We start from the raw sequence: 16,442 nt of genomic DNA on the forward strand, positions 1-16,442 counted from the left end.
TTCGAAAGTGATATAGTGAGGGATTAGAAATATGGCAAGTTATACGCCCATGATACAGCAATATTTAAAGATCAAGGCAGATTATCAAGATGCCTTTTTATTTTTTCGCTTAGGCGATTTTTATGAGATGTTTTTTGATGACGCAAAAGAAGCGGCACAAGAGCTAGAAATTACGTTAACAAGCAGAGACGGCGGGACGATTCCAATGTGCGGCGTCCCTTACCATTCTGCTTCTGCATACATAGAACAGTTGATTTCAAAGGGCTACAAAGTCGCCATTTGTGAACAGGTGGAAGATCCTAAAACGGCAAAAGGTGTGGTCAAAAGAGAAGTTGTTCAACTGATTACACCAGGGACGGTCATGGATGGCAAAGGGCTGAGTGAAAATGAGAACAACTTCATTGCGTCTGTTTCCAGCTTTCAAAATGGGTACGGCCTTGCGCTTTCCGATTTATCAACAGGAGAAAACATGGCTGCTTTCATCGATCGATTAGATGAGGTTGTGTCTGAAATTTATTCTGTCGGTGCAAAGGAAATTGTGGTTTCAAAGCAGCTGGATGAGGAAACAGTGAAGACCCTTAAAGAGCGCTGTCATGCAACGATTTCATACGAAGATAGCGGCCAATTAATGGATGAAGCTGAACCGCTCGTTTCCCACCTTGACGAAAATCTGAGATCAGCATTTTTAACGCTATATGCCTACTTAAGAAGAACGCAAAAAAGAAGTCTTGATCACCTTCAGCAAGTTCAAGTGTTTGAGCTTGAACAAACGATGAAAATTGATCTTTACTCAAAGCGAAATCTTGAATTAACAGAAACGATCCGTTCAAAAAGCAAAAAGGGCTCTTTATTATGGCTGCTAGATGAAACAAAAACAGCGATGGGCGGAAGACTGCTCAAGCAATGGATCGATCGGCCGCTCATTCGCCTTTCGCAAATTGAGGAACGCCAGGAAATGGTGCAAATTCTCATGGATCATTTCTTTGAACGAGAGGATCTGCGTGAACGATTAAAGCAAGTATATGATCTTGAGCGTCTAGCAGGCCGCGTGGCATTTGGAAATGTGAATGCCCGCGATCTCATTCAGCTGAAGGAATCCTTAAAACAAGTACCGGCCATTAAAGAGCTCGTCCATTCACTGCCAGAGGAAATGGCGAAATCAAGAGCGAATGATATTGACCCTTGTGGTGACTTGCTTGATTTATTAGAAGATGCTCTTTATGAGAATCCGCCGATGACGTTAAAAGAAGGTAATTTGATTAAAGATGGCTACAATGCAAAATTAGATGAATATCGTGATGCCAGCCGAAACGGTAAGGACTGGATTGCACGGCTTGAACAGCAAGAAAGAGAATATACCGGCATTCGTTCCTTAAAAGTCGGTTTTAATAAAGTATTTGGTTATTATATCGAAGTGACCCGGGCGAATACACATCTGCTGGAAGAGGGCCGTTATGAAAGAAAACAAACCCTTGCCAATGCAGAGCGGTATATCACACCTGAATTGAAAGAAAAAGAAGCCCTTATTCTTGAGGCAGAATCAAATATTAGCGAATTGGAATATGAACTATTTTCAGCTCTTAGGGAACAAGTGAAAACATATATTCCTAGATTACAGCTGCTCGCAAAACAAATGAGTGAGCTGGATGCGCTGCAATGCTTTGCGACTGTCAGTGAAAAACGCCGTTATGTCCGTCCGGAATTCTCAGAGGATGAGGTGGATGTCATTGATGGCCGTCACCCTGTCGTTGAAAAAGTGATGGATCACCAGGAGTATGTGCCGAATGACTGCCATATGGGAAGAGGCAGACAAACCTTGCTTATTACGGGACCGAATATGTCAGGGAAAAGCACGTATATGAGACAAATGGCGCTCATCTCGATTCTTGCGCAAATTGGCTGTTTTGTGCCGGCATCAAAGGCGACCCTTCCGATTTTTGATCAAATCTTTACACGTATTGGTGCGGCAGATGATTTGATTTCAGGTCAAAGTACTTTTATGGTAGAAATGCTCGAAGCAAAAAATGCGATGGTGCATGCAACGAAAAACAGTTTGATTTTATTTGATGAGATTGGACGCGGGACAAGCACCTATGATGGAATGGCTCTTGCACAGGCGATCATTGAATTTGTTCATGATCATATTGGTGCCAAAACCCTCTTCTCCACACATTACCATGAGCTTACGGTACTTGAGTCTCAATTAAGTGAGCTGAAGAATGTCCATGTACGAGCTGAAGAGCATGAAGGAACGGTCGTTTTCTTACATCAAATCAAAGAAGGTGCAGCTGACAAAAGCTATGGCATTCATGTAGCGCAGCTTGCTGAATTGCCTGATGCCATCATTGATAGAGCCCAGACGATCTTAACGGAGCTTGAGAGCGGATCACATGAAGTGATTCCGCACGTGGACCCAGCTCCAAAAACAGAAAAGCCCGAGGAGAAGCAGCAGCTTTCTTTCTTTGAAGTGGAAGAAAAACCGCAAACAAAAGCCCTCCTCAAAAACAAAGATCAAGCGGTGATCGACGAATTAAAGTCATTTAATGTAATGGATATGACACCACTGGAAGCCATGACAAAGCTCTATGAATTGCAAAAGAAATTATAATGTAACGTGAGGTGAGCAGAAATGGCAAAGATTATTCAGTTATCCGATGACCTATCAAATAAAATTGCTGCTGGTGAAGTGGTCGAACGGCCGGCTTCTGTCGTAAAGGAGCTTGTGGAAAATGCGATCGATGCAAGTAGTACAGTCATTGAAATCGATGTAGAAGAAGCAGGTCTTTCTTCTATTAGAATCATTGATAATGGTGTTGGAATCGATGCTGAAGATTGTAGGCTCGCCTTCCAGCGCCATGCAACGAGTAAAATCAAAGATGAAAATGATTTGTTCCGTGTCAGAACACTAGGCTTTAGGGGAGAGGCGCTGCCAAGTATCGCGTCCGTCTCTCACCTAGAAATGAAAACAAGTACCGGTGAAGGAGCTGGAACGCACTTAGCCCTCCAAGGCGGGAAGATCATTTCAGAGAAAAAAACCTCTGGCCGTCGCGGCACCGAAATTGTGGTCACCAACTTATTTTATAATACGCCAGCCCGATTAAAATACATGAAAACCGTTCATACAGAGCTTGGCAATATATCGGATGTCGTTAACCGAATTGCACTTGCTCATCCAGAAGTATCGATTCGCTTGCGTCATCAAGGGAAAGTCTTGCTTCAGACAAATGGAAACGGAGATGTACGGCATGTGCTTGCGTCCATTTATGGAACGGCTGTGGCGAAAAAAATGCTGCCACTTCACGTACAATCACTTGATTTTGAAGTGAAAGGGTATATTTCCTTACCAGAAGTGACGAGAGCATCGCGGAATTATATGTCTTCTGTTGTAAACGGCAGATATGTCAAGCATTTCCCGCTCGTGAAAGCCATCCATGAAGGGTATCACACGCTGCTTCCGATCGGTCGCCATCCGATTACATTTATTGAGATGAAGATGGACCCCATTCTAGTGGATGTGAACGTGCACCCGTCAAAACTTGAAGTGAGACTTAGTAAAGAACAGGAACTTCATGAGCTGATCAAACAAGGAATTAAGGAAGTGTTTCAAAAGCAGCAGCTCATTCCAAGTGCTTCAGTGCCAAAAAAAGCACCAATGCCAGCTGTGAAAAATGAGCAGCAATCCTTAATCTTCGATTCAAAACAAGCAAATACAGGCCGAACGGAAACACCTATATCCTATCAGCCGGTCCCGATCGAATCGGTTGTATATGAGACCAATCAAAATGAAACATACGGGCTGCCTGAGCTGGAAAGTACGGAAGCGTCATTACAAGTATCGTATGAAAAAAAGCCAGCTGCGAGCGTTCATGTAGAGGAATCGGCGGCTTCTCTTGAACATGAGGAGGCTGTGCTGAAAGAAGATGAAGCCGAAAACATTTCAGAAAATGAACGCGTCCCTGTCATGTATCCCATCGGTCAAATGCACGGCACATATATTTTGGCTCAAAATGAACGAGGGCTTTATATTATCGATCAGCATGCGGCTCAGGAGCGAATCAAGTATGAGTATTATCGTGAGAAAGTAGGAGAGATCGAACAGGAAGTGCAAGAAATGCTCGTCCCATTAACATTCCACTACTCGAAAAACGATATGCTGATTATTGAAGAGCATAAAGAGATACTAACGAAAGTGGGTGTCTTCTTAGAGCCTTTCGGTTCAGGAAGCTACATTGTTCGGTCGCATCCGCAGTGGTTTCCAAAAGGGGAAGAGGCTGAACTAATCGAAGAGATTATTCAACAAGTGCTGGATGAGAAGCGTGTAGATATCAAGAAACTGAGAGAAGAAGCGGCGATCATGATGAGCTGCAAAGGTTCTATTAAAGCAAATCGCCATTTGCGTCATGATGAAATCAAAGCCTTATTAGATGAACTCCGGCAAACGAAGGACCCATTCACATGTCCGCACGGCCGGCCGATCATCATTCATCACTCCACGTATGAAATGGAGAAAATGTTTAAACGGGTCATGTGACCAATGAGAAAAAGCGCTCTTAGAGCGCTCAGCGTGTAGACAAACCCTCGCATTCGGTTGTCACTCCTGCGTGCCAGTGCTCACGAATGTCAAATTCGCTCTGGTACCCGTCCTTACTAGACTTCAAGGGTTTTCATATCACGCTGAAAAGAAGACAAAGAGCTAAAATAATCTTTATTTTAGCTCTTTGTGAAAAATCTGAAGGCGCTCTTAGAGCGCTTTTTTATTTAGCATCCACAAGGATTTGGCGGTGTGACGACAACTGGTCGTTTGTTAATATCAATCGTATCTTCTGCATAAAATGTGGAACCAATGCTGATTGCACGATTTTCTGCGCGGAATGTATATGTACCTGCCGCAGGGAGTATTTTATGTGAAAGCTGTAATGTATATTGCGAACTTCCAAATAAATCAAATCTAGCTGGAATGCGGACTGTTTTTCCGCTATTCAAAATGTAGCTGTCTTTTAATGCTTTTCCGTTAAAGATGTCTTTTGTTGTGGCTTGAAAGCCTGCAGGCAATGTAAACTCAATTGCACCGATACTTAAGACTGAATTTGGTCGGTATGTCAGCTCAATGTCAGAAAAAGACCATTCCTGCTTACTTGCTCCTGTAATTTTCGCATAAAGTGCAGCTGGCCTTGCATTGGTCGAAGCTTTGCCTTCCTCCGTCTTGGCTCCTTCAGCGGATGCGGCAAGCGGTAGCGATAGTGCCATGACCAGTGTAAGCATCCCCATCATTAAGATTGTCCATGTTTTTTTCATTTCTTCCTTCCCCCTTGGTTGATTATAGGTAAATAATAGATAATAACATCCATTATTTACCTACAAGATTACCATATTCCTATATGTCATTAAATGGTATATTGTACCCTTATTTTGTCTATTTGTTTAGTAATAGCGGGGGAGGAACGCATTAGGTTGATTCATTCCGTAAGCGTGGCCTGCCATATGATGGTGTGGCATCATATGCATATCTTGATACCCGTATGGCTGCTGATATGGATGCATCCCATATCCACCACCATAGTGGCCTAGATGTTGGTGATCTTTCATTGGAACATGTGAAAATGAATCATGCTGATTCGTATACGGAGAATATGGTGAATGGTGATGCGGGTAGTGTCCGCTATAAGCATCTTTTTTACCAGTATGATAATGGTTTGGCATATTCATATGCTCCTGCATGTTTGGTGCGATCACATGCTCATGATTGGCTGTATACACATTTTCAAACGTGTGATAGGGATTTCCTTGGTGGTAATGATTGGTCTGGTTATTCATATTGTTCATTTTGTATCTCATCCTTTTTGTCAGGTTGCCATATCCTATGAGGGTCACCCGTTTCATGAGCCTATCCATATGAAAGAAAAAGTGCATCACACAAGAAAAAAACCGGCTTTTCAGCCGGGAAAACAAAAAGCAGGTGAAGCGTCAAACACTAAAATGAGGTGCTATGCTTTCTTCTGCGACGCTTCTTACAGCTGCTGCAGACACTTTTAGGATAATAATAGGGATCGTAGCTTCTAGAAGTATCCCAAAAATCGCTCTCAAACCAATCATCTTTTTTATGATAAAACTTCTTTTCTTTACATGGATCAACATGGCGATGATCGTCATGCTTCTTATAACAGTTTGAGTGGGAATGTTTGCACTTGCATTTGCACATTGTCATCCCTCCTAAATGTGACTCAATGCTAGTATATGCACGGAAGATACACGAGGACTGGATGGTGGTGCTTCTTTTGTAAAAAAGGCTTTTTCTTTAAAAACTCAAATGAAAAGAATTGACTAGTGCTAAAATAACATGATAAAATATAAATTTTTATCCTCTGCTGAAATGTGTTATAATCATATTGTGAATACTTTCGGAGGTGGCGGATTTGTTTCAAATAGGTGATAAAATTGTTTATCCTATGCATGGAGCCGGTGTGATTGAAGGAATGGAAGAAAAAGAAATTTTAGGTAAGACGGAGGAATATTTTCTGATTCAAATGCCGAATATGCAGATGATGATCCCAAGAGGCAGAATCAATCAACTAGGTATACGTCCGGTAGTTGATCAAGCAACGTTGAAAGTTGTGATGAACAATTTTGCAGAAGAAACAAACGACGACGCGCTTACTTGGAAGCAAAGATATGATGAAAATCTGAAAAAGCTAAAAACAGGTACGATCGAAGATGGTGCAGACGTTGTGAAAGATCTGATGAGACGAAATCAGAAGAAAGCATTAAATTCAAGTGAAAAGAAAATGCTTGAAGATGCACGAGGCATGTTAGTGAGTGAAATTTCACTTGCACAAGGGTTATCACAAGATGAAGTGCTAACAGCCTTAGAGAATGAATTACGAGTTTAAAGATGGATATACAGTAATTGGCTGTAAACAGAAGGGTATACACCTTTTGTTTACAGCTTTTTTGTTTGGAAAAAGAGTCATATTTCCATTTTTGTAGGATATTTTTACTGAAACTGAAATAAGGTCATAGGATTTAGTTTTTACTTGCAAACGGAGCGTTTCAAAGAAGTCTGAAATACCTAGACAACATAAAAAAAACAGGTAAGTTCTCCTGATTCGTTAAAAAGAGCCGGACATTCTTTGAATTCTCTTAGTCATTGATAGTAAAATAATGCGATAAGAAGGCATCTAAGAGAATGAAAAGGAGCGGTGAAATGAAAAGGCTACTTATAAGTGGATTCATCTTTCTGATCCTGTGTGCTCTTTTAATGGTGAAATGCAGCCATTCCGTTCAAGAAAAAAAAGAGCAAAAACAACATCAAGAAGAAGTAGAAAAGTATAAGAAAGAGCGAAAAAAAGGTGATCAATATGAAAGTTTTAAACAGCTCATACGACATGAAAGGGACGGCTATGAGATAGAATTTCACGAAAAGGGTGGTAGTGATTTACTCGTATTTTCTCCTCATGGAGGTGAAATTGAACCAGGAACAAGTGAAATTGTAGAAGCATTTCAAGAAAGGTACTCTACGTATTTGTTTGAAGGTACAAAAAAAGACAATAATCGAGACTTGCATATCACGAGTACAAAATTTGATGAACCCATTTTGGTTCAAATGATTAAAACGTATCCCTTTTCAATTTCCATCCACGGCTATAAAAGTGATAAAAGGCATACGCTAGTTGGCGGGACAAATCCAGAAATGCAAAGAGCTGTTGTACGAGAATTAAAAGATCGTGGCTTTTCCGCAGAAATGGTGCAAGAGGGGGAACGGCTTTCAGGAACAGATCCCAAAAATATTAATAATCGAAATGCAAGTGGTGAAAGTGTTCAGCTAGAAATTAGTACGGCGCAGAGAGAAGCCTTTTTCGATAATTTTGATACGAGAAAAGGAAAGAAAAAAGCATTCAGACGTTATATCAGTGCTTTAAAAGAAGTATTAAGAGAATTTGACCCATCTTCGTAGAAAAACCGTTTTGATGGGCAAAAGTACTCTATTTAAACTTGGTAAAAAAGATAGAAATATGCAAAATGAACATAAATTATGTAATAACTTACAATTTGCCTTAAAAACATAAATTATGTAAAATAATAGTTATCAGTTTGATATGATAGAATGGGGCTGAAGTGGATGGCACACAAAATACCATCTTCCGAAGTAGGTGTAAAGATCAATCAATGGTACACGCATATTTGCAAATTTGAAGTGGAACAGGCAAACGACATGAAGCGCCTTGTTGAAGAAGAAATTCATGAGATGGAAGAGGATCAAGATTTATTACTTTATTATTCTCTAATGGATTTTCGCCATCAAATGATGCTTCAGCACTTAACGCCAGTCCATGCAGGGAGTGAAACGCTTCAAGCTGTGTCCTTTCCTAAAGAAATTGAAGATGCAGAAGATGAGATGACAGGCTTACTAGGCTATTACTTTCATTTTTTCCATGGGATGTATGCGTTTATCCAGCGCCGATATATCGAGGCCATTTCATATTACAAGCATGCGGAACATCAACTGATCTTGGTGACAGATGAAATCGAAAAAGCGGAATTTTACTATAAAATCGCTGAAGTATACTATCATATGAAACAAACCTATTTCTCTATGCACTATGCCAAAAAAGCGAGAGACATCTATAAGAAACATCAGCTTTATGGAAAAAGAAGCATTCAATGTGATTTTGTGATGGCAGGTAATTGGATTGATGTAAATCAGCACCAAAAAGCGCTTCCTTATTTAGAAAAAGCGTTAAAGGTCTGTGAAGCGATGGAAAGACAAGAATGCACGTCTTATTTTAAAGCGATGGCTCTTAATAACTTAGGAACTTGTCATTATAGCATGGGCACGTACCATACAGCGACTGTTTTTTTTGAACAAGCCATTTCGCTTTATCAAAAAGACCAAGCAGCCACGATGATAAAATCATTGTTTTCACTTGCTCTTACTTGTTTTAAACTCGGACATATGGAGCGAGCGAGTGAAGCCATAACCAAAGGAATGAATCAGGCTTGTTTATTGGAAGATGAGATTTATCAGTTGAAATTCCAATTTTTGCAGGCGCTCTATATAGAGAAAGACAGCGGTGATCAATTGAGATCGGCACTTTTTGGTCTAAGAAGCAAAAAAATGTTTGCTGATTTAGAGGAATTAGCACTTGATGCGGCTAATTATTATAAGGAACGCGACATGTACAAGGAATCTTCCACTTTTTTTGAAATTGTGATCGAAGCGCGTACGCACATTCAAAAAGGAGATGAGATGTATGAGAACGAAGCATAACATGTCAGCTGCTCAAGTAGATGAAAGACTTCACACATAAAACAGACAAACAACACCCTTTACGTAAAAACGTAAAGGGCTTTTTTATTTATTCTTTTATCGCTTTCTCTGCGTCAATGGCACCTGCTCCATAAATCATTGGATCATCTCCAGACCACTTGCTTGTATTTTCTATTAATAGGGCTTTGACATCATCAGGTGTTAAATCCGGGGAATGCTCTAAAAGAAGAGCGCAAATACCGGCGCAAATCGGTGTTGCCATTGATGTGCCAGATAGCTTTGTATAATCATCATCGACTCTGCTTGATTTATCTAGTTTATCCAAAAAGGATCTTGGTGATCTGAGAGATACGATGTTGACTCCTGGTGCAAGGATATCTGGCTTTGCTTCACCATATACAGTTGGGCCTCTGCTCGAAAATGGTGCCACGACATCGTCACTTGATTCTGGTGTATTCCGGTCATCATAGGCGCCGACCGTAATGACTTTTTGACTGACAGCCGGGCTCGCAATCGTTTGACTGTTAGGACCAGAGTTTCCAGCAGCGACGCAGACAACAATGCCTTGATCCCAAGCAGCATTGACAGCGCGCACCATCGGATCATCTTCTTCATCATCATAACGCTGAGCATCTCCGCCTAGTGACATACTCATAATATGAATTGGATCATTGGGATGATCTTCGTTGAACTGTATGCACCACTCAACACCTTCTATAATAGTAGAAAGTGATCCAGCGCCTTGTTTATTTAACACTTTCACGCCAATGAGATTTGCTTTTGGGGCAGGTCCCTTGTATAAGCCGTCTGATGCGGCTCCGTCTCCAGCCACATCTCCAGCGCAGTGAGTACCGTGCCCGTTATCGTCATAAGGCTTCGTTTTTTGTTTGACTAAATCCACAAATCCGCGAATCCGTCCATCTAAATCTTCATGCGGATAAATCCCTGTGTCAATGACAGCCACCGTCATGCCTTCACCGGTTAATGTCGTGCCATTTCGGATGACTTGGTCAGCATGACTTGCTTGTGTTGCGACATCGAGCAGCGTATGAACTTGTCGGTCTAAATAAATCTTTCGAATATGCTCCCCATTCGCTAACAGTTCCTCTAAAGCAGCAGGTGTCAAATCAGCTGCGCAGCAATCGATGTGGGTAAAGTGCTGTTTTATCTTTGTTTTTCTATTTTTTTTCATTAGCTGCTTTGTGCTTTGAATACCTGCTTCGACTGCATCCTCCTTAAATTCAATGATCACACGAAGCTTCTTTTTCTTCTTTAATCTTCCTTCAAAAAAGCGATGAAGAAAACAAGGCGTCCACTTAAAGGGTTTATAAAGGTGAAGGACGGTTTCTCTTAACGGCTGATCCAGTTTACTAGCATGCGTTCTGACCATTTGCACCATGGAAAATCCAAACATGTGATGCCCTCCATTCTAGCTATCAATTCTCGTACACTCTTACGTTATGAGACTGAAAGCTGCTTTGTTCGGATTCTTGTCCCTCCTTTTCTTCATATTGGCGGCTTGCTCATTTCTTCTAAAAAGAAAAACGCTTACATTTTGTAAAATAATAGAAAAAGGTGGAAATCATATAGAATCTGCCGATGATAGGTGGGAGAGTTTTTCTTAGAGAACCAGTGAAACAATGGATTTTGCAGAAAAAAGGGGGGGCTGGACAGGGTCAATGCTCATACAAATGTGATGCGTCACAGTTGAAAAAAATCAAATTCGCATAAAAAAAAGCCGAATTAAAGAAAACAGACTGGGTAGGACTAGGTCATTTTAAACATAACTTCATTTGTTTGTCATACTATTCTAACTCTGTTTTCAAACAGGAGAGACGTTTCTGTGTATATAAATGCAATTATCTTATTTTTGAGGAATCTCATGATCTAGAGTGTTATGATCAAATTTGAAGAGAAAATGTGGAAAAAATGAAAAGAAATGATGATTCAATATTAATCATAGAAACGGCTTAGAAATCTGTTAAAGGAGAACGGGAATGAAGAAGTTTTTTGCTTTGCTTCTCCTGCTTGCGATCGGATGGGGCGTTTATTATACCATGCAAGCACAGGAACATGATGAGCCATTTTCATCAGGTGGGGAAGACGAAAGCGGTTCAAATGATATTTATCGCAATTTTAAAGAACTGGAAGAGAACGAATCAACTAGCAGCTATCAAATTACAGCCAACCCAGTGCCTGGCAGCCGTCTTCTTGTGATGTCACCCCATGGCGGGAGAATTGAAGGCGGCGTTAGCGAGATCGTCCATTTTTTTGATAACGATTTTTCTACGTATTTATTTGAAGGTTTAAGAGAGAATGCGTCAGAACTTCATATTACTAGCACAAACTTTGATGAACCTATCGGAGTCGCACAGGCAAAAGCACATGATTATGTATTAGCAGTGCACGGCTATAGAGGTGAGGAAGGAATTGACCATACTCTTGTAGGCGGAACCGATTACGACCGTGCAGAGAAAATTGTGAACTCATTAGAGCGGAATGGATTTTCTGCTGAACTTGCTGTTGCACACGCATCCCTAAGCGGAACGAGCAATCATAATATTAATAATCTTACAAAAACAGGGCAAAGTGTGCAGCTTGAGATCAGTAGAAGTCAACGTGAAGCTTTATTTGACAGTTTCGATTTTCGGAGGCGGTCGAGTACGAAAAATGAAGCGTTCTACCGTTATGTGAGGGCGATTCGAACGGTGCTGGATGAAGAATATACATAAGGATTGTGCACATCTTAAGACAAGCAGGGTGAATTCTTGTTACACTATAAAAAGTGATAACAAAAGGAGAGACGGATATGGCGCGTCATCATTTTCATCTTCAGGCAAACTGGCCTGGTCTGCGTAACGATGTTGGTACAATTACATGTGAGCAATTAAAAACGAAGATTTCGATTCCAAAAGAAATGGACGGCCCGGGCATCGGAACAAATCCAGATGAGATGCTCTTAGGTGCAGCGGCCACGTGTTATATCATTACACTTGCCGCCATGATGGAGCGGAGTCAATTAGAGAAAGAGGATCTATCGATGAGCTCTGAGGCCGTCGTAGATGTGACAAATGGTGTGTTTACATATGAGAAAATCATTCATCGACCTGTCATTATCCTCAAAGAGTCCGCTTCCACGTATGATATTGAACTAGCTCGTAAGCTTGCACATAAAGCCGAAAGCTCATGTATGATCTCAAGAGCTGTTCAGGGAAATGTGGACATTTCCTTAGAAGAAACCATTCAAGTCGGCCGTTAAGGCAAAAAAGTCATTTTCTCTTTTACATGGAGAAAATGACTTTTTTTATGACGTCCATTCGGTTTGATCCATTTGTTCTTTGTTTTCTTCCTTTTGTTTCTTGGACTGATTTAAGACAATCACACCGCATATCACGAGTGCAAGACCGATGAAGCCTTTCATATGAATGGTTTCGTTAAACAACACGAGCCCTACAAGAGCGGTGAGTGCTGTTCCGACGCCAGACCATGTGGCATAGGCGGATGAGAGCTCAATTGTTTTAAGTGCCAAACTAAGAAAAGTAAAGGCACATCCAAATCCGATCAGCACCCCAATACTCGGCAGCACTTGTGTAAAACCTTGCGAAAGCTTCAGCATCGTACTGCCAAAAACCTCCGTCAAAATGGCCCCTGTTAAATAGAGCATTCCTTTCATGATCTCCTCACATCCTTTATGATATATTTAAAAGTACGACCCCTAAGACAAGCATAGCCATTCCAATGATTGCTCTCTGGTTCAAGGTTTCTTTAAAAAAGAGCACGCCAAAAAAAGCCGTGAGGACGGTACCAACCCCAGACCATGTTGCGTACGACATGCTAAGTGGAATGATGTTAAGTGTTAATGACAGCATATAAAAAGCAAGTGTATAGAAAGCGACAACGACAGCGCTAGGTTTAAAGCGCGTAAAGCCATTTGATAGTTTTAACATCGCGGCCCCAATTGCTTCTGAAAAAATGGCAACTGCTAAAAAAAGATATCCGAGGATCATCATCATCCCTCCTCTAATATGTGTAAAATCCGATGAAGTAAAAGGGTTTTTTCCTCTCGGTTCAGTGGTTCAAGCTGAAACATCTCTGAAAACCATATCCCATCACATGCAAGGCGGATCAGCTGGCTCAGCGCAGGATCGTTTATTTCCTCTGCTGCTTTCTCTTTGAACTCCGCATAAAAATCACGCCAAGGGTTCAATAACGCTTCATCAAATGACATAGTGGCCAGCATGCTTGTACATAACTGGGTCGTATTTTGCATATCAAGATCATTTAATGTCGCCAAAATATATGCACGTACATAAGGAGCCTTTTCGTTTTTGCATGTTTCCTGATACGACTCGAGCTGCTGACGAAAGCAGACGATCGCGTGCTCATTCATTTTTTGGATGAGCTCTTCCTTGCTTGAAAAATGATAAAGCAGGCCGGCTTTGGTCATATTTGCATGCTCTGCTACCTGCTGAAGGGTCAGCTGACTTAATCCTTCTTTTAAAATCGTACGAGCAGCTGCCTCAAAAATTTGTTCTTTTTTGGTTTTAGACATAAAAAAAACACCTACTTTACTGAACGGTCGGTAAAGTAAATGTTAACCCATGAAAAACTAGTGTGTCAATTGATTCATTTTATGAAAGGATGTTTTCACTAAATAGTCATATTTAATAATAAGGGTATGGTCCATATGGCGGATATGGCGGTGGATAAGGATATCCATATCCTGGAGCGAGAAGGGATCCAGCAAGTAGTCCTCCGGCAAAACCACCTAAAAATGGAGGTCCAAAAAATCCAGGTCTCCCATAACCGAAGCCAGGTCTTCCAAACCCAAAGCCAGGGCGTCCAAATCCAAAAGGTCTTCTCATGTCTTCTTGAATAAACGGCGGTGTTTCAAAATAATTCATAAAAAAAGGCTCCTCTCACATAAAATCACTGTAACTGACATCAGTGTATGCAAATGGCCTACATGTGTTTGGGTGACCGCCTAATATAAGGAGGAATGTCTTAAATGGGCCTGTATCCATCTGATTGGGCAAAATGTCCGCCGCATGCTCATGCATATAAAGCACGTACGGATGTAACAGAAGAGCATTATCATTTAATAGAAGGGATCTCTCAGCCTGTAAATGGAAGCAGTACTGACAAGCATACGCATTACTATCGAGGGGTCACTTCTTTTGAAAGGGGTCATTTTCACAGATACTATGGCATCACAGGACCTGCTATCCCAAGAGCCGATGGCACACATTATCACGAAATTCAGGAAGTCACATATTCTGCTTATACAGATCCTGTCCCCATCCCATACGGAGGTGTCGTCTATAGTCCAGATGAAGAGAGGCCAACGCATACCCATCGTTTAAAAGGAAAAACATATGAAGTGGTTGGAAATGAACCACTCGGCTGGTGATGGGCAGTATATAGGAGAGAAACAGAAGTTATGCTATACTGTAGGCAGTTTGTAAAAGAGAGTGATGTTATGAAAAAAGCGAAACAACCAGTGATTGTGTTAGTAGGACCGACGGCTGTCGGCAAAACAAAGCTGAGCATTGATATAGCCAAAGCATTTAATGGAGAGATCATCAGCGGAGATTCTATGCAGGTTTATAAAGGAATGGATATTGGAACAGCGAAAATCACCCCTGAAGAAATGGATGGCGTCCCGCACCATCTAATTGATATGAAACAGCCGGATGAATCGTTTTCTACAGCTGAATTTCAGCAGCTTGTCCGTTTGAAAATCAAAGAGATTGCGGGTAGAGGAAAAACGCCAATGATTGTCGGCGGAACAGGTCTGTATATTCAATCTGTTTTATATGATTACACATTTACCGAAGAGAAAAGTGACCCCGCCTTTAGAGAGGAAATGACGCTGTTTGAACAGCAGCATGGGCCGCTTCGGCTGCATGAAAAGCTAAAGGCAGTAGATCCTGACGCTGCAAAAGCGATCCATCCGAATAACGTCCGCCGTGTGATCCGGGCGCTAGAGGTGATACATACAACCGGTCAAAAAATGTCTGAGATGCAAAACGGGCATCAGGAAGTTCCTCTTTACGACACAGCCTTCATTGGGCTGAAAATGGAGCGAGAGCTTTTGTACGAGCGCATTCATCAAAGAATTGATATGATGTTAGATGAGGGCTTAATGGAAGAAGTGAGAGCGCTATATCAATCTGGTTTGAAGGATTGTCAGTCTGTTCAAGCGATTGGTTATAAAGAACTGTATGCCTATTTTCAAGGTGACTGCTCTCTTAATGAAGCCATCCGGCAATTAAAGCAAAATTCCCGGCGATATGCGAAGCGTCAGTTTACGTGGTTCCGTAATAAAATGGATGTCACCTGGTTTGATATGACACCACCTTGCCACTTTTCAGACAAAAAAGAGGAAATTTTCGCATATATAGCAGGAAAGCTTGGACTTAAAGCGAAACTGTAGTTATCAGAATCAAGGAGGACGAAACATGAAACCGATTAATATTCAGGACCAATTTTTGAATCAGATCCGCAAAGACAATACATTTGTCACCGTATTTTTACTGAATGGCTTTCAGCTTCGCGGTCAAGTGAAAGGATTTGACAATTTTACAGTGCTGCTTGAGACAGAAGGGAAGCAGCAGCTTATTTATAAACACGCCATTTCTACATTTGCACCTCAAAAAAATGTAAATTTAGAATTAGAATAGGACAATTTGTATCTAATAGCCCCATGCATCTGCGAATAAACCGGCCGGAACCCGCTACGTTTTTTGTCAGTGCAGAGGGGCTATTTTGTATGCCGTGAAACTTTTCTGTCCATTTTGCGTATGATTCCTTATTGGACTTTTAAAAAGGTGAGGGGATTTATATGGAAAATGCAGAACTTGAATTAAGAAGGATTAGAGTGATACTCCTTTTGATTGGAATCGTTGTCTTATTTGGATCGTGTGCCATTTCAAACATTGAAACGAGACAGGAAAGCTGGCATAACCATTCTTATCAAAATGATAATGGAAATATAGAAGGCCTTTTACAATCAGCTGTTGCGCTAAAAAATAATCACTTTGCTGTTGTTAAGGATGATGAAGTACATGTGTACCGGTTTGATGAAAAAGAAGGGGAGCTGACCCTCGTTAAAACGGAATACATAGATGAATGGGACGAAGAATATGATGATGGGCTTGATGAAGAGTAAGCACGT

Annotated in this window: 18 protein-coding genes; 11 read left to right on the forward strand and 7 right to left on the reverse strand. The window is 41.1% G+C overall.

Translation table 11 applies throughout. From position 1 onward, the window contains the following. The first annotated feature begins 31 nt into the window (after nt 1–31). Together mutS and mutL are read left to right on the forward strand one after the other, a co-directional pair. Nucleotides 32–2,608, forward strand: a complete 2,577-nt coding sequence (mutS, locus tag NPA43_RS08305; RefSeq protein WP_256499588.1) for a DNA mismatch repair protein MutS — start codon at nt 32–34, stop codon at nt 2,606–2,608. A gap of 21 nt (nt 2,609–2,629) precedes the next feature. After that, nucleotides 2,630–4,531 (forward strand): DNA mismatch repair endonuclease MutL, encoded by a 1,902-nt coding sequence (mutL, locus tag NPA43_RS08310; protein ID WP_256499589.1) that lies wholly within the window; start codon nt 2,630–2,632, stop codon nt 4,529–4,531. Nucleotides 4,532–4,758: 227 nt separating this feature from the next. Here the strand turns inward: mutL and bslA are convergent, their stop codons facing one another. Both bslA and NPA43_RS08320 read right to left on the reverse strand, forming a co-directional pair. Next, entirely contained in the window at nt 4,759–5,295 is a 537-nt protein-coding gene (gene bslA / locus NPA43_RS08315; RefSeq protein ID WP_099725772.1) for a biofilm surface layer hydrophobin BslA, read from the reverse strand. A gap of 126 nt (nt 5,296–5,421) precedes the next feature. After that, the gene (locus NPA43_RS08320) at nt 5,422–5,823 is read right to left on the reverse strand and encodes a hypothetical protein (protein ID WP_230030188.1); all 402 of its coding nucleotides are present in this window, start codon (nt 5,821–5,823) and stop codon (nt 5,422–5,424) included. Nucleotides 5,824–6,413: 590 nt separating this feature from the next. Between NPA43_RS08320 and NPA43_RS08325 the strand changes: the two genes are divergently transcribed. The 3 genes from NPA43_RS08325 (at nt 6,414) to NPA43_RS08335 (ending at nt 9,265) form a co-directional block, all read left to right on the forward strand. After that, nucleotides 6,414–6,887: a CarD family transcriptional regulator gene (locus NPA43_RS08325; protein WP_099725769.1), complete on the forward strand. Its 474-nt coding sequence runs from the start codon at nt 6,414–6,416 to the stop codon at nt 6,885–6,887. A 314-nt stretch (nt 6,888–7,201) separates the two neighbouring features. Next, nucleotides 7,202–7,951: a poly-gamma-glutamate hydrolase family protein gene (locus NPA43_RS08330; RefSeq protein ID WP_256499590.1), complete on the forward strand. Its 750-nt coding sequence runs from the start codon at nt 7,202–7,204 to the stop codon at nt 7,949–7,951. A 165-nt stretch (nt 7,952–8,116) separates the two neighbouring features. Beyond that, nucleotides 8,117–9,265, forward strand: a complete 1,149-nt coding sequence (locus NPA43_RS08335) for a Rap family tetratricopeptide repeat protein (RefSeq protein ID WP_256499591.1) — start codon at nt 8,117–8,119, stop codon at nt 9,263–9,265. Between the two features lie 88 nt (nt 9,266–9,353). On the opposite strand, the gene NPA43_RS08340 is transcribed toward NPA43_RS08335, so the two are convergent. After that, complete coding sequence (locus NPA43_RS08340; RefSeq protein ID WP_256499592.1) at nt 9,354–10,679, reverse strand: S8 family peptidase; 1,326 nt, start codon at nt 10,677–10,679, stop codon at nt 9,354–9,356. A 583-nt stretch (nt 10,680–11,262) separates the two neighbouring features. On the opposite strand from NPA43_RS08340, the gene NPA43_RS08345 reads away from it, so the two are divergent. Together NPA43_RS08345 and NPA43_RS08350 are read left to right on the forward strand one after the other, a co-directional pair. Beyond that, nucleotides 11,263–11,997, forward strand: coding sequence for a poly-gamma-glutamate hydrolase family protein (locus NPA43_RS08345; protein ID WP_099725766.1), 735 nt, complete (start codon nt 11,263–11,265; stop codon nt 11,995–11,997). 77 nt (nt 11,998–12,074) lie between these two features. Beyond that, the gene (locus tag NPA43_RS08350) at nt 12,075–12,524 is read left to right on the forward strand and encodes an OsmC family protein (protein WP_099725765.1); all 450 of its coding nucleotides are present in this window, start codon (nt 12,075–12,077) and stop codon (nt 12,522–12,524) included. A gap of 45 nt (nt 12,525–12,569) precedes the next feature. Here the strand turns inward: NPA43_RS08350 and erbB are convergent, their stop codons facing one another. The 4 genes from erbB to NPA43_RS08370 form a co-directional block, all read right to left on the reverse strand. Beyond that, entirely contained in the window at nt 12,570–12,938 is a 369-nt protein-coding gene (gene erbB / locus NPA43_RS08355; RefSeq protein WP_099725764.1) for an SMR family multidrug efflux transporter EbrB, read from the reverse strand. 16 nt (nt 12,939–12,954) lie between these two features. Then, nucleotides 12,955–13,272, reverse strand: a complete 318-nt coding sequence (gene erbA, locus NPA43_RS08360; protein WP_256499593.1) for an SMR family multidrug efflux transporter EbrA — start codon at nt 13,270–13,272, stop codon at nt 12,955–12,957. A 2-nt stretch (nt 13,273–13,274) separates the two neighbouring features. Next, complete coding sequence (locus NPA43_RS08365; RefSeq protein WP_099725762.1) at nt 13,275–13,817, reverse strand: TetR/AcrR family transcriptional regulator; 543 nt, start codon at nt 13,815–13,817, stop codon at nt 13,275–13,277. Nucleotides 13,818–13,929: 112 nt separating this feature from the next. After that, nucleotides 13,930–14,169, reverse strand: a complete 240-nt coding sequence (locus tag NPA43_RS08370) for a spore coat protein (RefSeq protein ID WP_099725761.1) — start codon at nt 14,167–14,169, stop codon at nt 13,930–13,932. Between the two features lie 104 nt (nt 14,170–14,273). On the opposite strand from NPA43_RS08370, the gene NPA43_RS08375 reads away from it, so the two are divergent. From NPA43_RS08375 to NPA43_RS08390, 4 genes are all read left to right on the forward strand, one after another. After that, nucleotides 14,274–14,675, forward strand: coding sequence for a YmaF family protein (locus NPA43_RS08375; RefSeq protein WP_099725760.1), 402 nt, complete (start codon nt 14,274–14,276; stop codon nt 14,673–14,675). A 69-nt stretch (nt 14,676–14,744) separates the two neighbouring features. Continuing rightward, nucleotides 14,745–15,701 (forward strand): tRNA (adenosine(37)-N6)-dimethylallyltransferase MiaA, encoded by a 957-nt coding sequence (gene miaA, locus NPA43_RS08380; protein WP_256499594.1) that lies wholly within the window; start codon nt 14,745–14,747, stop codon nt 15,699–15,701. Between the two features lie 25 nt (nt 15,702–15,726). Beyond that, complete coding sequence (hfq, locus tag NPA43_RS08385; protein WP_003211269.1) at nt 15,727–15,948, forward strand: RNA chaperone Hfq; 222 nt, start codon at nt 15,727–15,729, stop codon at nt 15,946–15,948. 161 nt (nt 15,949–16,109) lie between these two features. Further along, nucleotides 16,110–16,436 carry a YmzC family protein gene (locus tag NPA43_RS08390; RefSeq protein ID WP_099725758.1) on the forward strand — a complete coding sequence of 109 codons (327 nt, stop codon included), beginning with the start codon at nt 16,110–16,112 and terminating at the stop codon, nt 16,434–16,436. Nucleotides 16,437–16,442 lie beyond the last annotated feature (6 nt).

Source organism: Bacillus pumilus (genome assembly GCF_024498355.1).
GTDB classification, from domain to species: Bacteria; Bacillota; Bacilli; order Bacillales; family Bacillaceae; genus Bacillus; species Bacillus pumilus_P.

What these genes read in the sequence shown, in the direction of transcription:
- NPA43_RS08370 (WP_099725761.1), bottom strand. Translation starts at nt 14,169, where the DNA reads ATGAATTATTTTGAAACACCGCCGTTTATTCAAGAAGACATGAGAAGA.
- bslA (WP_099725772.1), bottom strand. Translation starts at nt 5,295, where the DNA reads ATGAAAAAAACATGGACAATCTTAATGATGGGGATGCTTACACTGGTC.
- NPA43_RS08345 (WP_099725766.1), top strand. Translation starts at nt 11,263, where the DNA reads ATGAAGAAGTTTTTTGCTTTGCTTCTCCTGCTTGCGATCGGATGGGGC.
- mutL (WP_256499589.1), top strand. Translation starts at nt 2,630, where the DNA reads ATGGCAAAGATTATTCAGTTATCCGATGACCTATCAAATAAAATTGCT.
- mutS (WP_256499588.1), top strand. Translation starts at nt 32, where the DNA reads ATGGCAAGTTATACGCCCATGATACAGCAATATTTAAAGATCAAGGCA.
- NPA43_RS08390 (WP_099725758.1), top strand. Translation starts at nt 16,110, where the DNA reads ATGGAAAATGCAGAACTTGAATTAAGAAGGATTAGAGTGATACTCCTT.
- erbA (WP_256499593.1), bottom strand. Translation starts at nt 13,272, where the DNA reads ATGATCCTCGGATATCTTTTTTTAGCAGTTGCCATTTTTTCAGAAGCA.
- NPA43_RS08365 (WP_099725762.1), bottom strand. Translation starts at nt 13,817, where the DNA reads ATGTCTAAAACCAAAAAAGAACAAATTTTTGAGGCAGCTGCTCGTACG.
- hfq (WP_003211269.1), top strand. Translation starts at nt 15,727, where the DNA reads ATGAAACCGATTAATATTCAGGACCAATTTTTGAATCAGATCCGCAAA.
- miaA (WP_256499594.1), top strand. Translation starts at nt 14,745, where the DNA reads ATGAAAAAAGCGAAACAACCAGTGATTGTGTTAGTAGGACCGACGGCT.
- NPA43_RS08330 (WP_256499590.1), top strand. Translation starts at nt 7,202, where the DNA reads ATGAAAAGGCTACTTATAAGTGGATTCATCTTTCTGATCCTGTGTGCT.
- NPA43_RS08335 (WP_256499591.1), top strand. Translation starts at nt 8,117, where the DNA reads ATGGCACACAAAATACCATCTTCCGAAGTAGGTGTAAAGATCAATCAA.
- NPA43_RS08375 (WP_099725760.1), top strand. Translation starts at nt 14,274, where the DNA reads ATGGGCCTGTATCCATCTGATTGGGCAAAATGTCCGCCGCATGCTCAT.
- NPA43_RS08340 (WP_256499592.1), bottom strand. Translation starts at nt 10,679, where the DNA reads ATGTTTGGATTTTCCATGGTGCAAATGGTCAGAACGCATGCTAGTAAA.
- NPA43_RS08320 (WP_230030188.1), bottom strand. Translation starts at nt 5,823, where the DNA reads ATGAACAATATGAATAACCAGACCAATCATTACCACCAAGGAAATCCC.
- NPA43_RS08350 (WP_099725765.1), top strand. Translation starts at nt 12,075, where the DNA reads ATGGCGCGTCATCATTTTCATCTTCAGGCAAACTGGCCTGGTCTGCGT.
- erbB (WP_099725764.1), bottom strand. Translation starts at nt 12,938, where the DNA reads ATGAAAGGAATGCTCTATTTAACAGGGGCCATTTTGACGGAGGTTTTT.